The organism is Halorubrum luteum, assembly GCF_054652935.1.
On record NZ_BAAIGT010000002.1, the window covers coordinates 449,916 to 469,747 of the forward strand.

A 19,832-nucleotide genomic window follows, 5' to 3' on the forward strand; every position below is an offset into this window, starting at 1 on the left:
TTTTAAATAGACGAACCGGTTCGTCTCCCGGGCGGACGGAGCGCCGCTTCGAGTCACTCGTGGTCGGTGATGTCCGTTGCTGTAATATACACACGGGAGTAGTCGTCGGCGTACGCTTCCGGCACCTTCATATCAATTAGTTGTCGTCTGATCGTCCCATCGAACCGTTTTGCGACCGTTTCTCCGCTAAACTCCGTCTCTCCTTCGACGATCGCACTCCACATTCGCCCGTTCGTCTCCATCGACTCGTCGGTTTGCAGTCGACAGATGTTCTCGAGGAGGTCGTCTTTCGTGTCGGCACGATAGTAGTCGACGGCGTTCTGGTTGACGTCGATCACGTCTATTTTCTCCAGTATTCGACGGAGCTCCTCCGGATGTTCCGCCAAGTACGTCTCGAAGTCGTCGGTACGATCCGCGAGTTGCTCCGCGTACGCCTTCGCGGCGGAAAAATCCTCTTCCCAGAGGAGGAGGGGGTTATTCTCGAACAACGACTGATATCGCTCACGGGCTCGTTGCAGCTCGCGTTCACGCTCTTTCCGTTCGGTTATGTCCTGAACGACCCCCACTGCTCTGATAGGAGACCCATCTTCGTCGTACTCGAATTCGGCTTTTTCCCGCATCCATCGGAGATCGCCGGATCCAGTGATGATCCGATGTTCGATATCGTACTGTTCACCCGCTAAGGCGGCTTTCCATGCCTCGTTGACGGGCTCTTGATCGTCGGGATGGAGATACTCCAAGAACCGGTCGTGATCGAGTGTTCGTCCCTGTCCGTTGGCATCCCACATCTTCACGACTTGTTCGGACCAGTAGATCTGATCGGATGGGATCTCCTTTTTCCACCAGCCGAGGTTTCCCACTTCCTGTGCTTTCTGGAGATGGAGCTCTCGCTCTTTCCGCTCGGTGATATCGCGAGTGAGGCCGACGACCCGATCGACCGACTCCCGATCGTCAAAGAGCGGCTTCGCCTGCACCCACACCCACCGGTGGTTGTCGTCCCGCACCACACGGTGTTCGAGGTCGATGGGTTCTCCATTCGAGAGTCGATCTAACGCGCGTTCAAGCGTCCGTCTGTCGTCGGGGTGGATCGATTCGAAAAGTTGCCGGGGGTCGTCGGACAGTTGTGATCGGGAAACCCCGAGAACGTCTTCCACTGCAGAGTTCACGAAGAGGAGCGTCTCCCAGTCTGCGGAGAACATCCACAGCATATCGTCGGTCTCTTCGGACAGCGTACGAAGTCGTCGTTCGATCTGTGCTGCCTTGTACTGCTCGACACTGTTAACAACGCGGTTGGCGAGGACGACGTACTGTTCGGTGCCACCTTTTTGGAGGTAATCGGTAACACCTGCGGTGATAGCCTCGGCTGCAATCTCTTCGCTACCTTTTCCAGTAAACAGGATAAACGGCAGCTCCTCATCAATCTCTCTGACAGCTTCAAGAAACTCCAAGCCATCCATTCCGGGCATCTCGTAATCGCTGACGATACAATCGATCGAATCCGTCTCTCGTTCGAGTCGATCGATCGCTTCGGATGGTCGCATTTCGGTAACGACCTCAAGATCGTCCCGCTCACGTTCAAGAAAATCCGCCGTGAGATCGCCAAGAGACGGATCGTCGTCGACGTGTAGCGTCCGAATATTGCCCGATATAGACATACACTATCACGACTCTCCGTAACTAGGATATATTAAACTGGCGTAGTGAACTCGAGCGCCGCATTCTCTAAGTTAACGCGACGGAAATATGGTGAACTGTCTTTATCAGCTGAAGGATCGAACGATGCTCACAGGTTCGGCGGCTCGTTGCGGCCGATCACGATCTCCTGCCCCTCGATATCCTCCAGCGCGGCCACGCGACCGCCGATCTCGACCGGGCCGGCGTCGGTTTCGACGACGAGCGACGCCACCTCCTCGGTGTCTTTAAAAGCAACGTCGACGACGCGACCGCTCACCGTGACGGATTTCCCGGTCTCGATATCCCGTCCCTCGACGGTCGCGTAGCACTCGCCGTCCATCTCCATGACGTCTTTCACCGCGCGACGGATCGAGGCGTACCGGCGAGGGAACGGGCGAGATGTACCGTCCGCGGCCAACGTCTCCGCGGTCGTCCAGAGGACGGTTCCGAAGAACCCGGAGACGAGGAAGCCGAGCGCGGAGCGGTTGAAGATGACGCCGTAGCGCTCGCGGTCGTCACGCAGCGCGTCCTGCGTGGCATACACGGAGTACTCTCCGTCACCGACCGCGAGGACGGGCGTCGTGATCCCGCGTCGAGCGCGGGCGATCGTCGCGACTTCGAGATAGTCGAACTCCGCCGGGTTCGGGGCTCGCGAGGCGGGTGTGACGAGCAGTTCGATGCTGACGCCCTCGGTTATCTTTCGCGTGAGGTCCTCGCGGAAACGACGAAGCAGCTCGGGCGTCAGCGAGACGGCCAGCTCGTACTCCGCACCGTTTATCACCTCCTCGATATACCGGAGGATCGTCGATCGGGATTTCACGAGCGACACCGCCTCCGTCTCCCGGGTGGGAGCCGTGTACCGAGCCTCCAGTTCGTCGACCATCTCCGAGAACGAGGACCGAAGATCCCCGAACGCCTCCTCCGGGTCGACCGCGACGATCTTCATCGGCCGTGACTCCCGGAGTTCGACGAGCCCCCGGTCAGAGAGGCTCCGAACCGTGTCGTACACGCGTGGTTGTGGTATGTCGGTGCTGTCGGCGATGTCGCTTGCGGTCAGTTCGCCGTGTTCTAACACCGCGAGGTACGCGTCGATCTCGTACTCCCCGAGATTGAACCGGTCCCCGACGTAATCCAGCGTCGCGCGGAGGTCATCTGCCATATCGGATCCAACACACTCACTGGATATAGGGTTTTACTATAACGCGAGTTGCACACTGTTTCGGTTACATGTACATCCGGTCGTACGTTCCCTCCGGCTCGCGTTCCGCTATCCGCTCCGCGAGGTCCTCGTAGTAGCGCCCGACCTCGTCGGCGAACGCCGACAGCGGGTCGGGGTCGACGCTGAGGTCGTACACGTCGGTAACGGTTTCGACGAGCCGCACCGCCGCCTCGACATCCGGGGCGCGAGCGTGCACTGGCGTGACGAACAGTCCGACGCCGAGCGGGGAGTCCATACCGCGTTCCAGAAGCGTTGCGTTCATCCCATCGAGAAATCCACCGGGCATCGGCTCGACATCGGCGTCGGCGAGCCGTCGCCCGCGAAAGTCGTCGGTTGCAACGTAGAAGCTTCGGTGCCCCTCCTGACCGTGCGGGAACGGAACGCCGGCGAGAACGACGACCTCGGCCACGCCGGCGGTCTCGGTCCACTCCAGGATCGAGCCCGCGAGCGCCTCGCCGAGCACGGACGGCACGAACTGCTCGCCGACGAGCACGGTCACGTCGAGATCTGGACGCGAGTACAGACGGTTCGGGTGACGTGGACGCCCCTGCTCGAACGGCGTGATAGAGGGAACTCCCTCGGCTCGAACGTGGCCGGTCTCCGTCAGTTCGAGCTGGGTGACGAGATAGTCGACCGCCGTGAGACCGGCGAGCCCGTACGCGGAAAACCCCGCAACGAGCACCTCGCTCGGCGAGGACTCGTGTGTAACGTCAAACGAGGGAGTCTTGTGAAGCATGCCGAACATACACGACGTTCGCCCGGGTGAGAGTTAGCGTTTCCCCTGCGGGTGGACGGACACGGGAGGAAACGCTTTTTCGGGTGGGGGACGCGGATAGCCCATGGTGCAGACGGAGGGGACGATTCCGCTGTACGACTGGGTGCCGTGGCTCGCGGGGATCCCCGGAACCCTAGTGCTTTTCGTCCTTCTCGTGGTCGCCGTCGGGGTCGTCCTCTCGAACGTCCTCGTCCGACTCCTCGGACGCCCGGTCGCGCGCAGGTTCGCCCGCCAGAGCGTCGCACAGACGGTGATCCGCGGAATCAGGGCCGGGACGATCGTCGGCGCGCTGCTGTTCGCGCTGTGGGCCGTCGGCGTCCGGTTCACCGACGTGCTGCTCATCGGGACCGTGCTCTCCGCCGTGGTCGGGATCATCCTCGCGCCGCTCATCGGAAACTTCATCAACGGCGTGTTCATCCTCGCCGACCAGCCGTACGAGATCGGCGACATGATCGAGCTCGACGACGGGACACAGGGGTTCGTCGACGACATCACGATCCGGTACACGAAGATATTCACTCTCGACAACACGTTTCTCGTCATTCCGAACGGAAACATGCGGGACCGGGACGTGATCAACTACTCCGCGGAGGACGAGCGGAGTAGACAGACGATCGACGTGCTCGTCACCTACGAAAGCGACGTTTCGAGGGGGCGTCGGCTCGTGGAACGGGCCGCCCGCGACTGCGAGGCCGTCATCGACGGCGGGCCCGACATCCGGATCGGCGTCGCCCGCTACAACGCGAGTCCGGACTGTCGAATCCACGAGTTCGGCGACGACGGGGTGCTGCTCCGGCTCCGCTACTGGGTAAAGAAGCCGTACAAGCTCGGAAAGGTTCAATCGGACGTGAACACGCGGATCCGTGAACTTCTCGCGGACGCCGACGTGGAGATGGCGTATCCGCATCGCCATCTGGTCTTCGACGACACCTCCGGCGTCGCTCGCGTCGGCGTCGGTTCCGAGGGCCCTCCCGACGACGCGACCGCCAGTGCTGACCCCGACGATACGAACCGCTCCGTGTGACGCGATTTCACGCTATCGGAACGCTGATGACCGGCGGGAGCGGTTTATAAGACAGTGACGGACGAGCCCTCCAGTGACCCCTCCTCCGAAGAGCCGTCGGGCGCCGACGATCGGCCGGACTCCGACGACACGGACACGAAATCGATCACCGACGGGAGTCTCATCCGGCCGCTGTTTCATCTCGCGTGGCCGATCATCGTCATTCAGCTGTTGCAGGTAACGTACAACGTCGTCGACACGCTGTACCTCGGTCGGCTCTCGGCGGAGGCGGTCGGTGCGATTAGCCTCGCGTTTCCCCTCATCTTCCTGCTCATCGCCGTCGCCGGTGGGTTCACGACTGCGGGAGCGATCCTCGTCGCGCAGTACACGGGGGCGAAGGGTGACGAGTCGGCCGGGCTCGTCGCCGGACAGACGATAACCGCGGTCGGCGTGTTATCGGTGTTCATCGGCGTCGGCGGCTACTTCTACACTCGTCCCGCGCTGGAGCTACTTCCGAGCGATCCTGACACCGCCGCAAGCGTGATTCCTCTCGCCGCGGACTACATGGAGATTCTCTTCCTCGGAATTCCGCTGATGTTCGGCTTCTTCGTGTTCTCCGCGCTGATGCGCGGCTACGGCGACACGCGAACGCCGATGGCGGTGATGTTCCTCTCGGTTCTGTTGAACGTCGTGCTCGATCCGTTTCTCATCTTCGGGTTCACCGACAACCCGGTGTTCGACTGGCTCGCCGCCGTACCCGGCGTGGCCGCGCTCGAACCCGTCGCCGTCGAGGCCGCGCTGTTCGCCGCCACTGGGTTCGCCGGCTACGGGATCGAGGGCGCGGCGCTCGCGACGATCGTCTCCCGCGGCGTCGCGACCGCGGTCGGTCTCTGGCTGTTGTTCGCGACCGGTGTCGGTCCCGCGGTCACGCTCGCGCATCTCAAGCCGGACCTCGAGTTCATCGAGGATATCGTTCGTCTCGGGCTGCCCTCCAGCGTCGAGCAGACGACGAGCGCGATGGCGATGATCACGCTCACCGCGATGGTCGTCACGTTCTCGCCGCCGGTCGTCGCCGCCTACGGGCTCGGAAACCGACTCATCTCGCTCGTCTTCCTCCCCGCGATGGGACTTGGGCGGGCGATCGACACGGTGGTCGGACAGAATCTCGGCGCGAATCGAGCGGACCGAGCCGCGCGGGCGGTGAAACTCGCTGCCGGGACCGGGGCGGGCGTGATGCTCCTCGTCGCCGTGGTCGCGGTCGCGTTCACGGAGCCGATCGTCGGCGCGTTCCTCGGCGACGTGCCGGACGCGCCGGCGACGATCGCTTACGCCGTCGAGTACGTGCGGATCCGGTCGGTCGAGTTCGCGTTCATCGGCGTGACGCAGGTGATTCTCGGCGGGTTCCGCGGTGCCGGAAACACGAAGACTGCGATGGTGATCTCCATGCTCACGCTCTGGGTCGGCCGGGTCGCGAGCGTGGGATATCTCGTGTTCGTCGCCGGCTGGGGCGCGACCGGGATCTGGGTCGGAATGGCGCTCGGGAACGTCCTCGGCGCGATCGTTGCAGTGGCGTGGTTCGCCCGCGGCACGTGGACTGAGCGGTACATCGACGAGCCGGGATCGGGTGTCGACGCCGCGACGCCCGGTGAGAGCGCGGGTGAGAACTGATACCCGTCCGTTCGGGAGTGGAACAGATCAAAACAAAAACCGATCGAAGGTCGCTACACCGGGACCGGGACGTATCCGGGGGATCCGAAGACGCCGATCAGGTTGCCGTCGGCTCGGAGCGCCGACGGGGGATCGGACCGCTCCGCGACCTGCTAGGCGAACGTGTCGACGACGGTTCCGGTTCCCTCGCCGGTCGTGTAGTAGTAGCCGTTCTCGTTCGCGAGGGTACCCCAATCGGCCCAGCTCCCCTCGTAGTTGCGCACGTCCTCCCAGCCGAGCTCCTCGAGGACGAACCAGCCCACCGACGCGCGCACCGCCGTCTGACAGTACACGATCGTCGTCTCGTCGGGTGAGAGTTCGGCGTCGTCGATCCACAGGGTCTCGAGCTCCTCGGGTGTCCGCAGTCGACCGGCTTCGCCGTCGATGCTCTGTGGGAAGTTGAGGTTGGTCGCCCCTCTGACGTGACCGAACCGTTCGGTGCCGTCGCGCTCGTCTATCCCGTGGTACTCCTCCGGGGTCCGCATGTCCAGGATCGGCACCGTCGCGCCGTCCTCATCGACGTGATCGGCGACGAACTCGCGTGTGGCGACGATGTCGGTGTCGATCTCCGGCTCGTACGACGTCACCGGCGTCTCCGGCGGCTCCGACACCGTCTCTCCGTCGCCAGACGTCCAGACCTCGTATCCGCCGTCGAGCAGCGAAACCTGCCCTTCGTGCCCGATGGCGTTCAGCGTGTAGATCGCGTACGTCTCCCAGAGGTTCGACTCCGCTCCGTACACGACGACGTCGTCGTCGGGAGCGATCCCGGCGTTCTCGAGGAGCCACGCGATAGCGTCCGGCGACGCCTCGAAGCCGTCGCCCGTTTCCTCGGTGTGACTCCTGAGCATGTTCTCGTTCGAGAAGTGGTGTGCACCCGGAATCCGGGCCTCCTCGAACGCGGTCTCGTCGCGGACGTCGAGCAGCGCCACGTCATCGAGGTTCTCGCTCAGCCACTGGCTGTCGACGACCCCGTCGTACGTCGCCGCCGCTGGCGTCGTGTACGCGTCCGGCTGCTCCGTCTCTCCGTCCGCGATCCCGGCGCAGCCGGCGGTCGCAGCCGCGATCGTTGCTCCTGCAGTCGCGAGGAACCCTCGCCGACTCACCGACGTCGAACTCGTTTCTTCCCTCATTGGTGAACCCAACGGGTGGGACCCTCAAAACCCTGTTATCGGCGGCTCGTTCGACCGTCGTCCACGACGCACGGGAGCGCTCCTCGCCCGAGTAAACGGACGCATATCCGGCGAGAACCCGAGTCAAGCCGACACTGGCCGGTGGATCGCGGAATCCCCGACACGCGTAAAACTTGCGGGCGACTGGGAGCTTTCGACCGAGACCGTTAGGACCCAGCCGGAGACACCGACAACCGATTGCTGCGGATTCGCCGCACAGTACCGGTCGTGCCACGCTAGCGTTCGCCACGGCAGGACACGGTCGCCGTCGGGAACCCCGATCCTGCTCCCAGCAGTTTAGGCTGGCCGAAACCTATATGAGCAAGCACCGCCGATATCACGATATATGAGTACCGGCGACGGGATCGAAGCTGACTCGGCCGACACCGCTGATGAACGCCCCTGCGTGGCGACGAGTCGAACGTCGCCGGGCAGAATCGTGTTCGTCGAGGAGGGGAACACGGACGCGTGGATCGCCACGGACGTCACGGTCGATCTCGAGCGCTGAACGTCTCTTTTTGCGTGCGTTGCCGGCAGACGCCTCGTGGCGTGTGACCCGCGATCGTCGAAGCCGGCGGATCGCTGGCCCGACTAGCGGTCCGTGTTGCTTCTGTTTGCGGCCACGTCCTCCTCGCTAGTGACCGCATCATCCTCTCTGTTCGCCGCCGAGCCGGCGCTAAAGAGGCGCTGCCACAGCGACCGCTTGTCGGGTCGCTCACACAAAAGCACCGAGGAGTCGACACGGTTGACGATGTCGTACACGAGCGACCCGCTGAACAGCCGTGAGAGCAGTCCACGCTCCGTCGCGCCCACGATTACCATAGACGAGTCACGAGAGTGGCGGCCGATGGCTCGCTCGACGTCGCCGCCGGTGTCGACGGTGAGTTCGGCGTCGCCGAGATCGTGTTCTTGTGCCCAACTTCCGAGGAACTCCGCGCCGGCGGCACGTTTCTCGTCGCCGTCGACGACGTACAGCAGCTCCACGTCCGATCCCCGACCGTCGCGAAGCGTTCTGGCGACCTCCGCCGAGAGGTCCGAGTCGCTTCCACCGGCCGTCGGAACGAGCACGTGCTGTGGATCGAATCCACGATCTTTCAACACCAGGAAGTCACACGGCAGTTCGCGAGTGAGCTCGTCGAGTCCGCGCGTGACCGTACCGGACGACCAGAACGGTTGGTTCGCCCATCCCATAACGACGAGATCCGCGTCACCGCTATCGGCGGCACCGAAGATCTCCTCGAACGACTTGTGTGAGATCACTGTCCGCGTCTCGACGTCGACGCCGAACGTCTGGGCGTTCTCCCGTGCGGAATCGAGCAGGCGCTGTGACTCAGCGTCGATCCGCTCGACGTGTTCGGCTCCGGCGTACAGCGGCGTCTGGTCCGGGACGGAGACGATGTGGACCGCGTCGACCACGCCGTCGTTCGCCTTCGCCATGATCGACGCTAACTCGATCAGCTCGCCCTCCGTCCGGGGGTTTGCGAGCGGCACCATCACCCGGTAGTCCGTCTTGTCCGGCTGGACCGACTCCGCAGCCGACACCGCCGACTCCGGCATCTCGTCCGCCCGGTCGAGGATGTACTGCCCGAGGAACCCCTGATGAGTCGTCTCGCCGCGAGCGTACAGGAAGTACCACAGCACCGCACCGACGACGAACGCGGCAGAGAGGGCGATCTCGACCGGGCTCATAAACCCGATCAAGCCGAGCGATAACACGATTCCGGCGATGGGTGTGATCGGATACAGCGGGACGGTGAAATCCGGATCGTACTCGGGAACGTCGGCCTCGCGGAACACGATGAGCGCCGCGTTCATCAGCGCGTACACGATCAGGTGGAGCACCGATGCCGCCTGCGCGAGGATCGCGAGGTCCTGGCCGAGCAGGATGATGAAAAAGACGATCATCCCGCCGGTGAGCAGGATCGACCGGTACGGCGTGGTGTAGCGCGGGTGGATCTCGTTGAGCCAGTTGGTGACGATCTCGTCCCGTCCCATCGCGAAGTTGATCCGGGCCGACGAGAGGATCGAGGCGTTCGCGGAGGAGGCGGTCGCGAGGAGCGCACCGACCGTCATGATCGTCGCCGCTGCCGCCGCGAATCCGCCGATCCCGAGGAACTGGTCGGGAAACGCTATCGCCGCAGCCTGTGCGACGGGGGCGTTGAGGTCGAGCTCCGTCCACGGGACGACACCGAGCATGATCGTCACGAGGATCCCGTAGAGTACGGTGACGAGTCCGACCGATCCGATGATCGCGATCGGGAGGTTGCGTCCGGGGTTCTTCAGCTCCTCCGCGACCGTCGCGATCTTCGCATACCCCAAAAAGGAGACGAACACGAGCGCCGTCGCCGGGAGGATCGCGCCGTACCCCTCGGGCGTCGGTGCCCAGCCGCCCTCGCCGACGAGCGTTCCGTAGTCGAACGAGAACCAGCCGGCGAGCGCGAACGCGCCGAGGATGACGAGCAGGATCGTGACGATCACCGTCTGGATCCCGCCGGTCTCTTTCGCGCCGATGTAGTTCACCGCGACGAAAAGCACGCCCGCGAGCAGCGCCCCCATCTGGATCTGGTTGAGCGGACCGATAGACGGTATGAGCGCGATCGTCCCTACGGCGGGGATAGCGAAAGTGACGTCGCCGAGCATGGAGACGAGGTACTGACCGAATCCGATGGAGTAGAACGCCGACGCGAATGCGAGCCCGAGCCAGTCACCGAGCCCGGCGATGGATCCGAACATCGGGCCGAGCGCGCGGTTGACGTAGTAGTAGCCGCCACCGGCTTTCGGCATCGCGGTGCCGAGTTCGGAGACGGACAGCGCGTTCACCATCGCTATCACCCCACCAGCGAGGAAGGAGACGACGACGATCGGCCCCGCCTCCTGTGCCGCGACGCCGGGAAGCACGAAGATCCCGGCGCCGATCATCGTGCCGATGCCGATCGTCATCGCGGAGACGAGACCGAGATCCTTCGCGAGCTCCTCGTCGCTCACGTGACCTCACCCCTCTCGCGTCGTGTCGATGTGTACCGATTGACTCTGTGTATGGTGTACATGGTTGAGAAACGTCGCTCGTTTACCGAGCCGACTGGAGGACCGAGCGCGTGAACCCGTCGACCGTACGCGCGGCCATCATGGCTACCCGTGTGCGGGAAAGCGATAAAAAACGTTCGTCTGCGAAAAACACAACGATTATTAATTACACATATCGAACACCGTTCCTCGGACGTGGAGTCGGGGCCGTGACTCCTCGACATCCGTCGACCAGTCGGATCGTGTGGCGGGCACCGAACGTGAGGACGTCGACGCTTCTCTCACGAGAGCGTGTCAGTGAACTTGTCGCGGCGATACAGATCGATCTCCTGTGGGACCGACGGGTCGCTCTCGACCGCGAACGCGACCGCTTCGGCGACCTCCTCGGGTTCGGTGACTGCTCCCGGCTCGAACCGCTCCGTGAACGGGTCGCCGTCCTCGCTGCCGAACTCGGTGCGAACTTCGGAGGGATTGATGACCGAGACAGCGAGTCCCTCGTCGCCGTACTGTGCGGCGACGCTGTTGGCGAACCCCCGGACCCAGTGTTTCGTCGCCGCGTACACCGGGTTGAACGGTCGAGGGAACTTCCCGGCGAAGCTCCCGACGACCACCAGCGTGCCGTTGCTCGCGACGAGTGCCGGGAGCGCCGCGCGCGTGAGGTAGAACGTCCCGTCGACGTTCGTCTCCTGCATCGTCCGGTACTCCTCGTCGGTCATCGTCGCCACGTCGCCGCCGCGACCCACGCCGGCGTTTGCGACGACGACATCGACGCCACCGAAACGGGCGTTCGTGCGCTCGACCGCTGTATCGGAGGTGTCCCGGTCGCGGACGTCGCCGACGTGAACGAGCACGTCGACGCCGTACTCCTCGTGAAGCGCGGTCGCGATCGTTTCGAGACGGTGCTCCCGGCGGGCCACGAGCGTCAGGTCCGCTCCACGTGTGGCTAACGCGTGTGCCGCCGCTTCGCCGATCCCCGAACTTGCGCCGGTGAGTACGGCGGTCGTGTCATCGAGCGTTTCCATACACGACGTACAAAAGCACGACCTATCAAGAGAGCATCGCTCGCACCGTTGACAGCGGTCGCCGATACCGTTTCGGAGGGTCGACGACGGTCATCCGGCCTCGTGTGCATCGCGGACGCTCGGCGTCGCCTTTTTTAAGACGCTTCGACCCGACGCTCGGGTATGGAACTGGAACTTCGGTTCTTTGCGACGTTCAGGGAGGCGGTCGGCGGCAAGACGATTCCCTACGAAGTCGACGACGACGCGACGGTCGGTGACGTGCTCCGATCGCTGGAGGGGAAGTACGACGGGCTCGCGGACCAGCTCATCGCCGACGGCGAGTTGGCACCGCAGATCAGCGTCCTGAAGAACGGCCGCGAGGTGTTACACATGGACGGCCTCGACACTGCGATCGATGACGGAGACCAGCTCTCGATCTTTCCCCCGGTCGCGGGCGGTCATGAGTGATCCTGACCACGAAGCGGCGTCGCCTCCCCTCGAGGAGGGGTGGGTCCGGGAGCAGCGAGATTACCGGGGGGTCTCCCGCCGTCTGACGGCACACTACCTTCGGAATCTCGGCGGTGAACTCGTCGGGACCGACGACCCGTCGGCGGCGACTCGGGTCGACGGCGACGGCTGGCGAGCGACGCTTTCCGCCGAAACGGTAGCCGTAGCCGGGTCGATCACGCTCACTGAGGTGACGGTGTCGTTCGCCGGCGAGCCGGAGGTGCTCGACGAACTGATCGCCGATTTCACACTGAAGGCGATGCGCGCCGGAGGCTAATGACCCGCGACGACGCTTCCGACGGGAGCGACTCCGATGACTCGGAGCATCCGATCGACGGAACCGCGTTTCTCAAGGCGGCTGCGCTCGCAAGCGTTCCGGCGGACGATCTCCCGGATCTGTTGGCCCGCGTCCAATCGGACCTCGGGCCGCGGATCGACGAGTATCGGCGGCAGTACGAACGCGTCGCCGCCGAACCGGATCGAGAGACGTTCCTCGTCGAGCGTGGCCACTGGGAACGCCTCGGAACGAGACTCGGTCTCTCTGCCCGCGAGCGCGACGCAGTCGAGCGTGCCCACGAGGCGGCGCTCGAACGCGTCGGCTCGGCGGAGGACCGTCGCGAGGAGTTCGACGTCGCACTCGAGATCCGTACGGGCGTCGTGATCGGGACGGATGCCGACGATTCCGGAACGGACACTGGCCTCTCCGAGAGCGCTGACGTCGACTCCGAGGACGCTCCTCCGCGGTGAGCCGTCCCCCACATATCCACCGACGCGCTTTTCCCCTCACCGGAGGGTGAAAGAGCCATGCGACTCGCACGCCTGCTTACGCCGGACGGTCCGGTTGCCGGACGCTACGAGGACGGTGCGGTAGTAACCGACGACGGACGCTACGACGTCGGCCGCGACGGGCGACTGCTTCCGCCGTGTGAACCGACGGCGCTGTACTGCATCGGACGAAACTACGCGGAGACGCTCGAACAGATGGAGTACGAGCGCCCCGACGAGCCGAAGTTCTTCCTCAAGCCTCCGACGAGCCTCCTTGCGGACGGCGAGTCGATTCCGTACCCCGAGTGGACCGACGAGCTCACGTACGCCGGTGAGCTCGTCGCCGTGATCGGCGAGCGGTGTCGTGAGCTCGATCCGGCCGACGTGCCGGATGTCGTCCGAGGATACACGATCCTCAACGACGTGGACGCGCTCGACCAGAAGGGGCTGACCGAGCGCAAGGCGTTCGACGGCTCCGCGCCGCTCGGGCCGTGGATCGAAACCGATGTCGACCCGACCGACCTCGACATCAGGACGACTGTCTCCGGCGAGACGAGACAGGACGCGAACACCGAACTACTGCTGTTCGGCCCCAGGGAGACCATCGCGTACCTCTCGAAGCGATTCACCTTCGAACCGGGCGACTGTGTAGCGTTCGGAAGTCCCGCGAACCCCGGACTGATCGAGCCGGGTGACCGCATTTCGATCACCTACGAGGGGATCGGTACCCTTGTTAACACGGTCGCCGAGCCGTCGACGGGGGAGCGGTGACGCACGTCCGCGGCAGCGCGTCACAGCCCATTCGAAGGCCAGCGTGGCTGAACTCCGAGAGTAACTAAACATAGTTTCTCGCCGGTTCGGAGATCCCACATACGATTACTGAAAACGCCTTTCCATCTGTGTCTAGATGGGCGTTACGTGGCGCTACGACAGATCTCGTTCGAATACGGTATGGAGTTCGGCTTCGACGAGATGACCGGAGCGTTAGGGGATTCGATTACAGTTCTTCCAATTGTCGTCTCGCTTGCGCTGTTGACGCCCCTGTCGCTTGCACATACCCTCGTCGCGTTCGGCGTGTTCCAGATCCTCTGGGGTGTCGTGTACGGGATCCCGCTCTCCGTCGAGCCAATGAAAGCCCTCGCCGGGCTGGCGATCGCCGGAACGATATCGATGGGTGAACTCGTTGCTGCAGGACTGATCGCTGGCGTGGTGCTGCTCGTTGCCGGTCGTCTCGGCATCGTCGGCGCAATAGAGCGTGCGGTCGGGCTCCCCGTGGTCCGGGGGATCCAACTCGCGGTCGGGCTCCTGCTTTTGATCACGGGGATCGAACTCGCGGTCCGTCGGCCGATTCCCGCGCTCGTGGCTGCCGGCCTCGTCGGCGTCGTCGCGCTTGCCGGGTATCGCGATGCGGGAACCCTGATCGTCCTGTCGCTTGGGGGTATCGTCGCCGCGTGGACCACTGGGGTTCCAACACCGACGCTGCCCGAGTTCACCTCGTTCGCCAGCGGTAGTCCATCGTTCACACGCGGTGCGCTCGAGGGCGTCGCTGCCCAGCTGGCCATGACTATCGGTAACGCGGCGGTTGCGACCGCCCTGTTGTGTTCGGATCTCTTCGACAGGGATGTCTCCGCGGATCGGCTCGCTGAGAGCATGGGAGCGATGACCCTCGCGGCGGTGCCGATAGGGGGGCTCCCGATGTGTCACGGAAGCGGCGGCCTCGCCGGAAAGCACGCGTTCGGGGCACGGACGGGTGGTGCGAACGTGATCCTCGGAGTGGCGTACATCGGACTGGCGCTTGTCGCCGGAGTCGTCGTCGCGTTTCCCATGGCGATGCTCGGCGTGCTGCTCTGTGTCGTCGGTGTCGAGTTGGCCCGCGTGGCGCTCCGAAGCGACGATCAGCTGCTGACGATCGGAGTTGGGGTGCTCGGCGCCCTCACCAACGTTGGGGTCGCGTTCCTCCTCGGAGCCCTCCTCGATCACGGGCTCCGTAACACCGATATGCGGCGCGGATGAGCGTCTCACATGAAGCTCGGAGAGGACGCGACGAGCGGGCCCGACGTAACGTTCGCGGAGCTGTTCGACCGGGCGGCCACCTACGACGTCGATGAGGCCGCAATTCGGCGGACGCTGGCTACGCGTCGGTCGAAGGAGGAGACCGACGAATGACCATTGACACTGCTCCACGGTCCCCGAGCCCCGCTCGGGTCGTCGCCGACGCCGACGTGCTCGCTGCTGATCTACTGGTCGGGGGAGACGCACGGAACGCGCTTGACTCCCTTCGTCGCCACTCGTGGACCACGCTCGTCGCGAGCGACGCGCTCCTGGACGACGCGGAGGCCGTGATCGCGACGCTGACCGATCCGTCGCTGGCCGCGGCCTGGCGGACGAAACTAGAAAGTTGGCGGGAGCCCGTCGACCACCCTGCGGGCGACCATCCCGCGCTCGCCTCGGCGTATCACGGTGGTGCGATGCACGTGATCAGCCTCGATAGCGAGTTGACCGGACCGGCCGCTGCCGCCGGACTCCGTGGTCGAATGCAGGTCAGCGTTCGTGAGCCGCGAGCGTTCGCCACTGTTTTCGACCCCGAACGACTGTATCCGGAGATCGAGGACGGAGAGTATCCGGGACCGGACCGGGATCCCCGTTCGTGAACGGTCGGTAGCTGTCACGATGTCGGAGTCATCGTCTGGTGCGTTCGGCGGTGGGTAGCGTGTGTCCCCTGGACGGGGATATACGGACTCGGTTCATAAGGGCACACGGGCGACACGGCTCGCGATCCCGAAGCGATAGCGATAGCGACCGTCCTCAGCTATCGATCCGCGTACCACTCGGCGAACTTCTCGAGCGCCCGGCCACGATGTGAGACGGCATTTTTCCGTTCCGTGCTCATCTCCGCGAACGTCTCGTCGCCGTGCTCGAAGATCGGATCGTAGCCGAAGCCGCCGTCTCCCCGCGGGGCGACGATCCGTCCCGGAACGTATCCCTCAAACAGTTTGACCGGGAGAGTTTCGTCGGTAGTGTTCCGTGACACGGAACTGTCGTCTTCGGGTCCCGTCGCGGCCGCGGCGGCCCGATCGCCGCGGTCGACCGGGTCCGGACTGGCCGCGAACGACTCGCCGTCACAGTACGCGAGTGTACATCGGAAGGCGGCTCGCCGGTCGTCCAGATCGCGCGCGACGTGCCACACGCGCTCGATGCCGAGCGTCTCCTCGACGTACGAGGAGTAGGGACCGGGGAATCCGTCGAGCGCTTCGATGAACAGTCCGGCGTCGTCGACGATGACGGGTTCGCCGGCCTCCCGATACGCCTCTCGAGCGCCGCGTGCCGCTATCGGCCCGAGCTCGTCAGCCTGGATCTCAGGATAGTCAAAATCGAGCTGTGAGACCGAGCCGTCTCGGAGATAGCTCTCGGCCTCGCGCAGCTTCCCCGCGTTGGTCGTCACGTATCTGAGCATGATGCTCATCCGGGTGGCCGCCACGAATAGGCGTCGATAGCGGGCGACGACACGCTCTTTTATCATCGATCGACTTCGAGGAAGAAACGATGGCGGAACGGAGACGATGAGAAAACGGCGATGGTGTGAGAAAACGGCGGTGGTGTAAGAGAGCTATCGAACGGACACGTTCTTAAGAATCGACCGACAGGAACGGACGGAGATGTTGATCGCCGGAACGGTCATCGTCGACTCGGAGACGGTTATCGAAGACGGAGCAGTCATCGTCGACGCGGATCGGGTTGCCGCGGTCGGCGACGCCTCGGAGCTCCGCGAAACGCACCCCGACCACGAGTCGCGAACGTTCGATCTCGTCGCGCCCGGACTCGTGGGGGGACACATCCACTCGGTCCAGTCGCTCGGCCGGGGGATCGCCGACGACAAGCCACTGCTTGACTGGCTGTTCGACGCCGTGTTGCCGATGGAGTCCGCGATGGACGCCGACGCGATGCGGGCGGCCGCGACGCTCGGCTACCTCGAGTGTCTGGAGTCGGGGACGACGACCGTGCTCGATCACCTTTCCGTGAACCACGCCTCGGAGGCGTTCGAGGCGGCGATCGACACCGGCATCCGCGCGCGACTCGGGAAGGTGCTGATGGACCGGTCCTCACCCGACGGTCTCGAGGAGGACACCGCGACCGGGCTTGCCGAAACCGAGTCGCTCATTCGCGAGTACCACGGCGCCGCGAACGGTCGGGTTCGATACGCGGTGACGCCGCGCTTTGCGGTCACCTGCACCGAGGCGTGTCTCCGCGGGTGCCGAGAGCTGGCCGACGCGTACGACGGCGTCAGGATCCACACGCACGCGAGCGAGAACGTCGACGAGATCGAGACGGTGGAGGCCGACACCGGCATGCGGAACGTTCGTTGGCTCGACGAGGTCGGGCTGACGGGTCCGGACGTCACCCTCGCACACTGCGTCCACACCGACGAGCGCGAGCGCGAAATTCTCGCCGAATCGGGGACGGTCGTCACGCACTGTCCCTCCTCGAACATGAAGCTCGGCTCCGGGACCGCGCCGATCCACGACTATCTGGAACGCGGGATCACGGTCGCGCTCGGCAACGACGGTCCGCCGTGTAACAACACGCTCGACCCGTTCACCGAGATGCGGCAGGCGAGCCTGCTCGGCAAAGTCGACGCTCGAGACCCGACCCGGCTGCCGGCCGAGAGCGTTCTCGAGATGGCGACGATTGGCGGCGCACGCGCCGCGGGATTCGACCGCATCGGACGGCTCGAGCCGGGGTATCGAGCCGACGTGATCGGCCTCACGACCGATCGAACGCGGGCGACCCCAGTGCACGACCCGCTGTCACATCTCGTGTACGCCGCCCACGGCGACGATGTCGTGTTCAGTATGGTCGATGGGGCGATCAGATACGACGACGGCGAACACGTCGGCATCGACGTCGAGACGGTTCGGTCGCGGGCGACCCGTCACGCGGAACGCGTGCTCGAGGAGGCCGGGGTCGAGCTGCCGGCACGAGGCAGGTGACTCGATCGCTGCACAGCTGCCGGACGGGCCGGGCGGCGCGGCCACCTACCGGCGTGCGAGGTCGATATCCTCGCCACCGTGCGCCCGGACCCACAGCTCGCCGATCCGGGACAGCGTCGTCCGGTGTGATTTCCCGTGTGACTCCTGTTCGATGTACCCCTTCCCGCCCGGACCGAGGCGGTCGACGTTGTAGATAACCTTCGACCGGAACGAGTCGGTGTACTCCTCGTTGAGCTCGGCCGCGAGCGTTTCGGCGAGCTCGGAGACGGACTCGAACTCCCCGTGCTCGCCGAGCGTGAACAGCACGAGCTCCTCGAACGGTTTGACGTTCTGGAAGGAGGCGACCGGCAGCTCGACGATGTGGCTCTCGCCGATCCGCTTGGCTCCGATCGTCGTGCCGCGCTCGTCGAACTCCGAGAGCAGCTCCGTCGTCGTCTCGAGGCGCTCGGCGACGCGGTCGTCGTCGATGTCGCCGTCGGTCCGTAGCGTCCGGAGGAGGTCCCGATTCGCGCGGAGCTCCTCGGCGAGCTCGGTTTCGAGGTACTTCTCGGGAGCAGTGTAGTACGTGTGGATCCGGTCTCTGTCCGCCTGGCGTTCGACCATGATCGAATGGGCGGCTGTCGCGAACGCGAAGGAGACGGGGCGGGGCATCGAGCAGACGTTGACCCACACCTCGCGCTCGTCGTCTCCCGCATCGAGTTCGGCGTTGATGAGGTCGAACGCCCGCTCGAACGCTGCGTCGTAGTCGTACACGTCCGGCAGGCGCTCGCGAACGGTTTCCGCACCGAGGAGGTTCCGGAAGTCCTGCTCGAGCTTCCGAGCGATGTTTCGGGAGTATTCGACGTTCGCCTCGCTCCCGACCGACCCCTCGAGCAGAATTACCCGGTCGACGTCGAACTGATCCCGGATGAGCGGGGCGATCAGCCGGTCGTAGTCGAAGCCGACCGGCACGATATGCGTCTGCATACGCGAAACGTGGCGACGCCGCTTAAAAAAACACCAGATCACCGCGATGCCGATAATAAAACACCGGAGCACCAGGCAGAACCGACACCGGACCACGCCTGGAGACCGCACGTGTCACCGAACGAGTTTTGTTGTCTCAGATGTATTGTATAGTAATGGGTACGAAAAACAATACGGACGACGCCGGAGTGCTGACCCGGCTGCACCGGTGGCTCATCGACCGGAGCGTCGAGGGGCGCGGGTGTGAGAACGGGGCCTGCGAGTACGATCCCGAACGGGGCCGATCGGGTCGCTGACGCCTCGAGTTCCGCCGAGAGTCCGGCTCACGCCTCGCCGTACACGGGAACGGCCGCGCCGCTCGTCACGCTCGCGGCGTCCGAGCAGAGCAGCAGTATCGTCTCCGCGACGTCGGCCGGATCGACCCAGTCGTCACTCGGCGTCATCATCTCTCGGTTCATCGGCGTATCGAGCACGCTCGGCATCACGGCGTTCGCCCGCACGACGCCGCGGTTCTCCTCGGCCAGCGTCTCCGTCAGGAGTCGTACACCCGCCTTGCTCGCACGATAGATCCCATCGCCGGTGCCACCCGACAGCGAGGAGCGCGCGGAGACGGAGACGACCGTCCCCTCGGTTTCGCGGAGCTGCGGGACGGCGTGTTTGCTCGCCAGAAACATCGTTTTCAGGTTCACGTCGAACAGGAAGTCGAACAGGTCCGCGTCCGTCTCGTGGATCGGGTCGCCGCCGCGCCACGTCCCCGCGATGTTTATCAGGTGATCGAGCCCGCCGTGAGCAGCCACGACCTCGTCGACAACTCGCTCGACGTCATCCTCGTCGGTGAGGTCCGCCTCGTGGAACGACGCCGTGTGCGCAGGATCGAGCAAGGCGTCGTCGTCCTCCGGCGGCCGGAGATCGGCCGCAGCGACCGTCGCGCCGGCGTTCGCGAACGCCTCGACGGTCGCGCTGCCGAGCGCACCGGACGCGCCGGTCACTACTGCTACGTCGCCCTCGAACTCGAACTGAACGTTCATGTGACA

General features: G+C 64.5%; 20 protein-coding genes and 1 pseudogene. 12 read left to right on the forward strand and 9 right to left on the reverse strand.

Going from position 1 to position 19,832, the window contains the following annotated elements; translation table 11 throughout:
* Positions 1-53: 53 nt before the first annotated feature.
* The 3 genes from ACYQ0R_RS02270 to ACYQ0R_RS02280 all read right to left on the reverse strand — a co-directional run bounded on the left by ACYQ0R_RS02270 (position 54) and on the right by ACYQ0R_RS02280 (position 3,638).
* Complete coding sequence (locus ACYQ0R_RS02270) at positions 54-1,655, reverse strand: PAS domain-containing protein (RefSeq protein ID WP_459820721.1); 1,602 nt, start codon at positions 1,653-1,655, stop codon at positions 54-56.
* A 128-nt stretch (positions 1,656-1,783) separates the two neighbouring features.
* Entirely contained in the window at positions 1,784-2,833 is a 1,050-nt protein-coding gene (gene trmB, locus ACYQ0R_RS02275; RefSeq protein WP_459820722.1) for an HTH-type sugar sensing transcriptional regulator TrmB, read from the reverse strand.
* A 64-nt stretch (positions 2,834-2,897) separates the two neighbouring features.
* On the reverse strand, positions 2,898-3,638 hold the full coding sequence (locus ACYQ0R_RS02280) for a proteasome assembly chaperone family protein (protein ID WP_459820723.1): 741 nt from the start codon (positions 3,636-3,638) through the stop codon (positions 2,898-2,900).
* A 94-nt stretch (positions 3,639-3,732) separates the two neighbouring features.
* Between ACYQ0R_RS02280 and ACYQ0R_RS02285 the strand changes: the two genes are divergently transcribed.
* Both ACYQ0R_RS02285 and ACYQ0R_RS02290 read left to right on the forward strand, forming a co-directional pair.
* Positions 3,733-4,692, forward strand: coding sequence for a mechanosensitive ion channel family protein (locus ACYQ0R_RS02285; RefSeq protein ID WP_459820724.1), 960 nt, complete (start codon positions 3,733-3,735; stop codon positions 4,690-4,692).
* Positions 4,693-4,746: 54 nt separating this feature from the next.
* Positions 4,747-6,339, forward strand: coding sequence for an MATE family efflux transporter (locus tag ACYQ0R_RS02290; protein ID WP_459820725.1), 1,593 nt, complete (start codon positions 4,747-4,749; stop codon positions 6,337-6,339).
* Positions 6,340-6,491: 152 nt separating this feature from the next.
* On the opposite strand, the gene ACYQ0R_RS02295 is transcribed toward ACYQ0R_RS02290, so the two are convergent.
* On the reverse strand, positions 6,492-7,508 hold the full coding sequence (locus ACYQ0R_RS02295) for a sulfurtransferase (RefSeq protein WP_459820726.1): 1,017 nt from the start codon (positions 7,506-7,508) through the stop codon (positions 6,492-6,494).
* 385 nt (positions 7,509-7,893) lie between these two features.
* On the opposite strand from ACYQ0R_RS02295, the gene ACYQ0R_RS02300 reads away from it, so the two are divergent.
* On the forward strand, positions 7,894-8,055 hold the full coding sequence (locus ACYQ0R_RS02300; RefSeq protein ID WP_459820727.1) for a hypothetical protein: 162 nt from the start codon (positions 7,894-7,896) through the stop codon (positions 8,053-8,055).
* A gap of 83 nt (positions 8,056-8,138) precedes the next feature.
* Here the strand turns inward: ACYQ0R_RS02300 and ACYQ0R_RS02305 are convergent, their stop codons facing one another.
* Positions 8,139-10,532 carry an amino acid permease gene (locus ACYQ0R_RS02305; RefSeq protein WP_459820728.1) on the reverse strand — a complete coding sequence of 798 codons (2,394 nt, stop codon included), beginning with the start codon at positions 10,530-10,532 and terminating at the stop codon, positions 8,139-8,141.
* 320 nt (positions 10,533-10,852) lie between these two features.
* Positions 10,853-11,593: an SDR family oxidoreductase gene (locus ACYQ0R_RS02310; RefSeq protein WP_459820729.1), complete on the reverse strand. Its 741-nt coding sequence runs from the start codon at positions 11,591-11,593 to the stop codon at positions 10,853-10,855.
* 162 nt (positions 11,594-11,755) lie between these two features.
* On the opposite strand from ACYQ0R_RS02310, the gene ACYQ0R_RS02315 reads away from it, so the two are divergent.
* The 7 genes and pseudogenes from ACYQ0R_RS02315 to ACYQ0R_RS02345 form a co-directional block, all read left to right on the forward strand.
* Positions 11,756-12,040, forward strand: a complete 285-nt coding sequence (locus ACYQ0R_RS02315; protein WP_459820730.1) for a ubiquitin-like small modifier protein 1 — start codon at positions 11,756-11,758, stop codon at positions 12,038-12,040.
* Positions 12,033-12,356 (forward strand): MoaD-like domain-containing protein, encoded by a 324-nt coding sequence (locus ACYQ0R_RS02320; protein WP_459820731.1) that lies wholly within the window; start codon positions 12,033-12,035, stop codon positions 12,354-12,356. The genes ACYQ0R_RS02315 and ACYQ0R_RS02320 overlap by 8 nt, the downstream gene beginning before the upstream one ends.
* Positions 12,356-12,826: a DUF8048 family protein gene (locus ACYQ0R_RS02325; RefSeq protein ID WP_459820732.1), complete on the forward strand. Its 471-nt coding sequence runs from the start codon at positions 12,356-12,358 to the stop codon at positions 12,824-12,826. The genes ACYQ0R_RS02320 and ACYQ0R_RS02325 overlap by 1 nt, the downstream gene beginning before the upstream one ends.
* A 57-nt stretch (positions 12,827-12,883) precedes the next feature.
* On the forward strand, positions 12,884-13,615 hold the full coding sequence (locus tag ACYQ0R_RS02330) for a fumarylacetoacetate hydrolase family protein (RefSeq protein ID WP_459820733.1): 732 nt from the start codon (positions 12,884-12,886) through the stop codon (positions 13,613-13,615).
* A 180-nt stretch (positions 13,616-13,795) separates the two neighbouring features.
* Positions 13,796-14,857 (forward strand): putative sulfate/molybdate transporter, encoded by a 1,062-nt coding sequence (locus ACYQ0R_RS02335; RefSeq protein ID WP_459825643.1) that lies wholly within the window; start codon positions 13,796-13,798, stop codon positions 14,855-14,857.
* Between the two features lie 9 nt (positions 14,858-14,866).
* Positions 14,867-15,010: a hypothetical protein gene (locus ACYQ0R_RS02340; protein WP_459820734.1), complete on the forward strand. Its 144-nt coding sequence runs from the start codon at positions 14,867-14,869 to the stop codon at positions 15,008-15,010.
* Positions 15,011-15,027: 17 nt separating this feature from the next.
* Positions 15,028-15,495 (forward strand): annotated as a pseudogene (locus ACYQ0R_RS02345) (DUF7384 family protein); the annotation flags it as partial.
* 158 nt (positions 15,496-15,653) lie between these two features.
* Here ACYQ0R_RS02345 and ACYQ0R_RS02350 read toward each other — a convergent pair.
* Positions 15,654-16,298 (reverse strand): non-canonical purine NTP pyrophosphatase, encoded by a 645-nt coding sequence (locus ACYQ0R_RS02350; RefSeq protein ID WP_459825645.1) that lies wholly within the window; start codon positions 16,296-16,298, stop codon positions 15,654-15,656.
* A gap of 202 nt (positions 16,299-16,500) precedes the next feature.
* Here ACYQ0R_RS02350 and ACYQ0R_RS02355 point away from each other — a divergent pair, with 202 nt between their 5' ends.
* On the forward strand, positions 16,501-17,832 hold the full coding sequence (locus ACYQ0R_RS02355) for a 5'-deoxyadenosine deaminase (protein ID WP_459820735.1): 1,332 nt from the start codon (positions 16,501-16,503) through the stop codon (positions 17,830-17,832).
* A 45-nt stretch (positions 17,833-17,877) separates the two neighbouring features.
* Here the strand turns inward: ACYQ0R_RS02355 and ACYQ0R_RS02360 are convergent, their stop codons facing one another.
* Entirely contained in the window at positions 17,878-18,798 is a 921-nt protein-coding gene (locus tag ACYQ0R_RS02360; RefSeq protein ID WP_459820736.1) for an HFX_2341 family transcriptional regulator, read from the reverse strand.
* A gap of 155 nt (positions 18,799-18,953) precedes the next feature.
* Between ACYQ0R_RS02360 and ACYQ0R_RS02365 the strand changes: the two genes are divergently transcribed.
* On the forward strand, positions 18,954-19,094 hold the full coding sequence (locus ACYQ0R_RS02365; RefSeq protein ID WP_459820737.1) for a hypothetical protein: 141 nt from the start codon (positions 18,954-18,956) through the stop codon (positions 19,092-19,094).
* Positions 19,095-19,121: 27 nt separating this feature from the next.
* On the opposite strand, the gene ACYQ0R_RS02370 is transcribed toward ACYQ0R_RS02365, so the two are convergent.
* Positions 19,122-19,826, reverse strand: coding sequence for an SDR family oxidoreductase (locus ACYQ0R_RS02370; protein WP_459820738.1), 705 nt, complete (start codon positions 19,824-19,826; stop codon positions 19,122-19,124).
* Positions 19,827-19,832: the final 6 nt, after the last annotated feature.

What these genes read in the sequence shown, in the direction of transcription:
- ACYQ0R_RS02270 (WP_459820721.1), bottom strand. Translation starts at nt 1,655, where the DNA reads ATGTCTATATCGGGCAATATTCGGACGCTACACGTCGACGACGATCCG.
- trmB (WP_459820722.1), bottom strand. Translation starts at nt 2,833, where the DNA reads ATGGCAGATGACCTCCGCGCGACGCTGGATTACGTCGGGGACCGGTTC.
- ACYQ0R_RS02280 (WP_459820723.1), bottom strand. Translation starts at nt 3,638, where the DNA reads ATGTTCGGCATGCTTCACAAGACTCCCTCGTTTGACGTTACACACGAG.
- ACYQ0R_RS02285 (WP_459820724.1), top strand. Translation starts at nt 3,733, where the DNA reads ATGGTGCAGACGGAGGGGACGATTCCGCTGTACGACTGGGTGCCGTGG.
- ACYQ0R_RS02295 (WP_459820726.1), bottom strand. Translation starts at nt 7,508, where the DNA reads ATGAGGGAAGAAACGAGTTCGACGTCGGTGAGTCGGCGAGGGTTCCTC.
- ACYQ0R_RS02300 (WP_459820727.1), top strand. Translation starts at nt 7,894, where the DNA reads ATGAGTACCGGCGACGGGATCGAAGCTGACTCGGCCGACACCGCTGAT.
- ACYQ0R_RS02310 (WP_459820729.1), bottom strand. Translation starts at nt 11,593, where the DNA reads ATGGAAACGCTCGATGACACGACCGCCGTACTCACCGGCGCAAGTTCG.
- ACYQ0R_RS02315 (WP_459820730.1), top strand. Translation starts at nt 11,756, where the DNA reads ATGGAACTGGAACTTCGGTTCTTTGCGACGTTCAGGGAGGCGGTCGGC.
- ACYQ0R_RS02320 (WP_459820731.1), top strand. Translation starts at nt 12,033, where the DNA reads ATGAGTGATCCTGACCACGAAGCGGCGTCGCCTCCCCTCGAGGAGGGG.
- ACYQ0R_RS02325 (WP_459820732.1), top strand. Translation starts at nt 12,356, where the DNA reads ATGACCCGCGACGACGCTTCCGACGGGAGCGACTCCGATGACTCGGAG.
- ACYQ0R_RS02330 (WP_459820733.1), top strand. Translation starts at nt 12,884, where the DNA reads ATGCGACTCGCACGCCTGCTTACGCCGGACGGTCCGGTTGCCGGACGC.
- ACYQ0R_RS02335 (WP_459825643.1), top strand. Translation starts at nt 13,796, where the DNA reads ATGGAGTTCGGCTTCGACGAGATGACCGGAGCGTTAGGGGATTCGATT.
- ACYQ0R_RS02340 (WP_459820734.1), top strand. Translation starts at nt 14,867, where the DNA reads ATGAAGCTCGGAGAGGACGCGACGAGCGGGCCCGACGTAACGTTCGCG.
- ACYQ0R_RS02350 (WP_459825645.1), bottom strand. Translation starts at nt 16,298, where the DNA reads ATGCTCAGATACGTGACGACCAACGCGGGGAAGCTGCGCGAGGCCGAG.
- ACYQ0R_RS02355 (WP_459820735.1), top strand. Translation starts at nt 16,501, where the DNA reads ATGTTGATCGCCGGAACGGTCATCGTCGACTCGGAGACGGTTATCGAA.
- ACYQ0R_RS02360 (WP_459820736.1), bottom strand. Translation starts at nt 18,798, where the DNA reads ATGCAGACGCATATCGTGCCGGTCGGCTTCGACTACGACCGGCTGATC.
- ACYQ0R_RS02365 (WP_459820737.1), top strand. Translation starts at nt 18,954, where the DNA reads ATGGGTACGAAAAACAATACGGACGACGCCGGAGTGCTGACCCGGCTG.
- ACYQ0R_RS02370 (WP_459820738.1), bottom strand. Translation starts at nt 19,826, where the DNA reads ATGAACGTTCAGTTCGAGTTCGAGGGCGACGTAGCAGTAGTGACCGGC.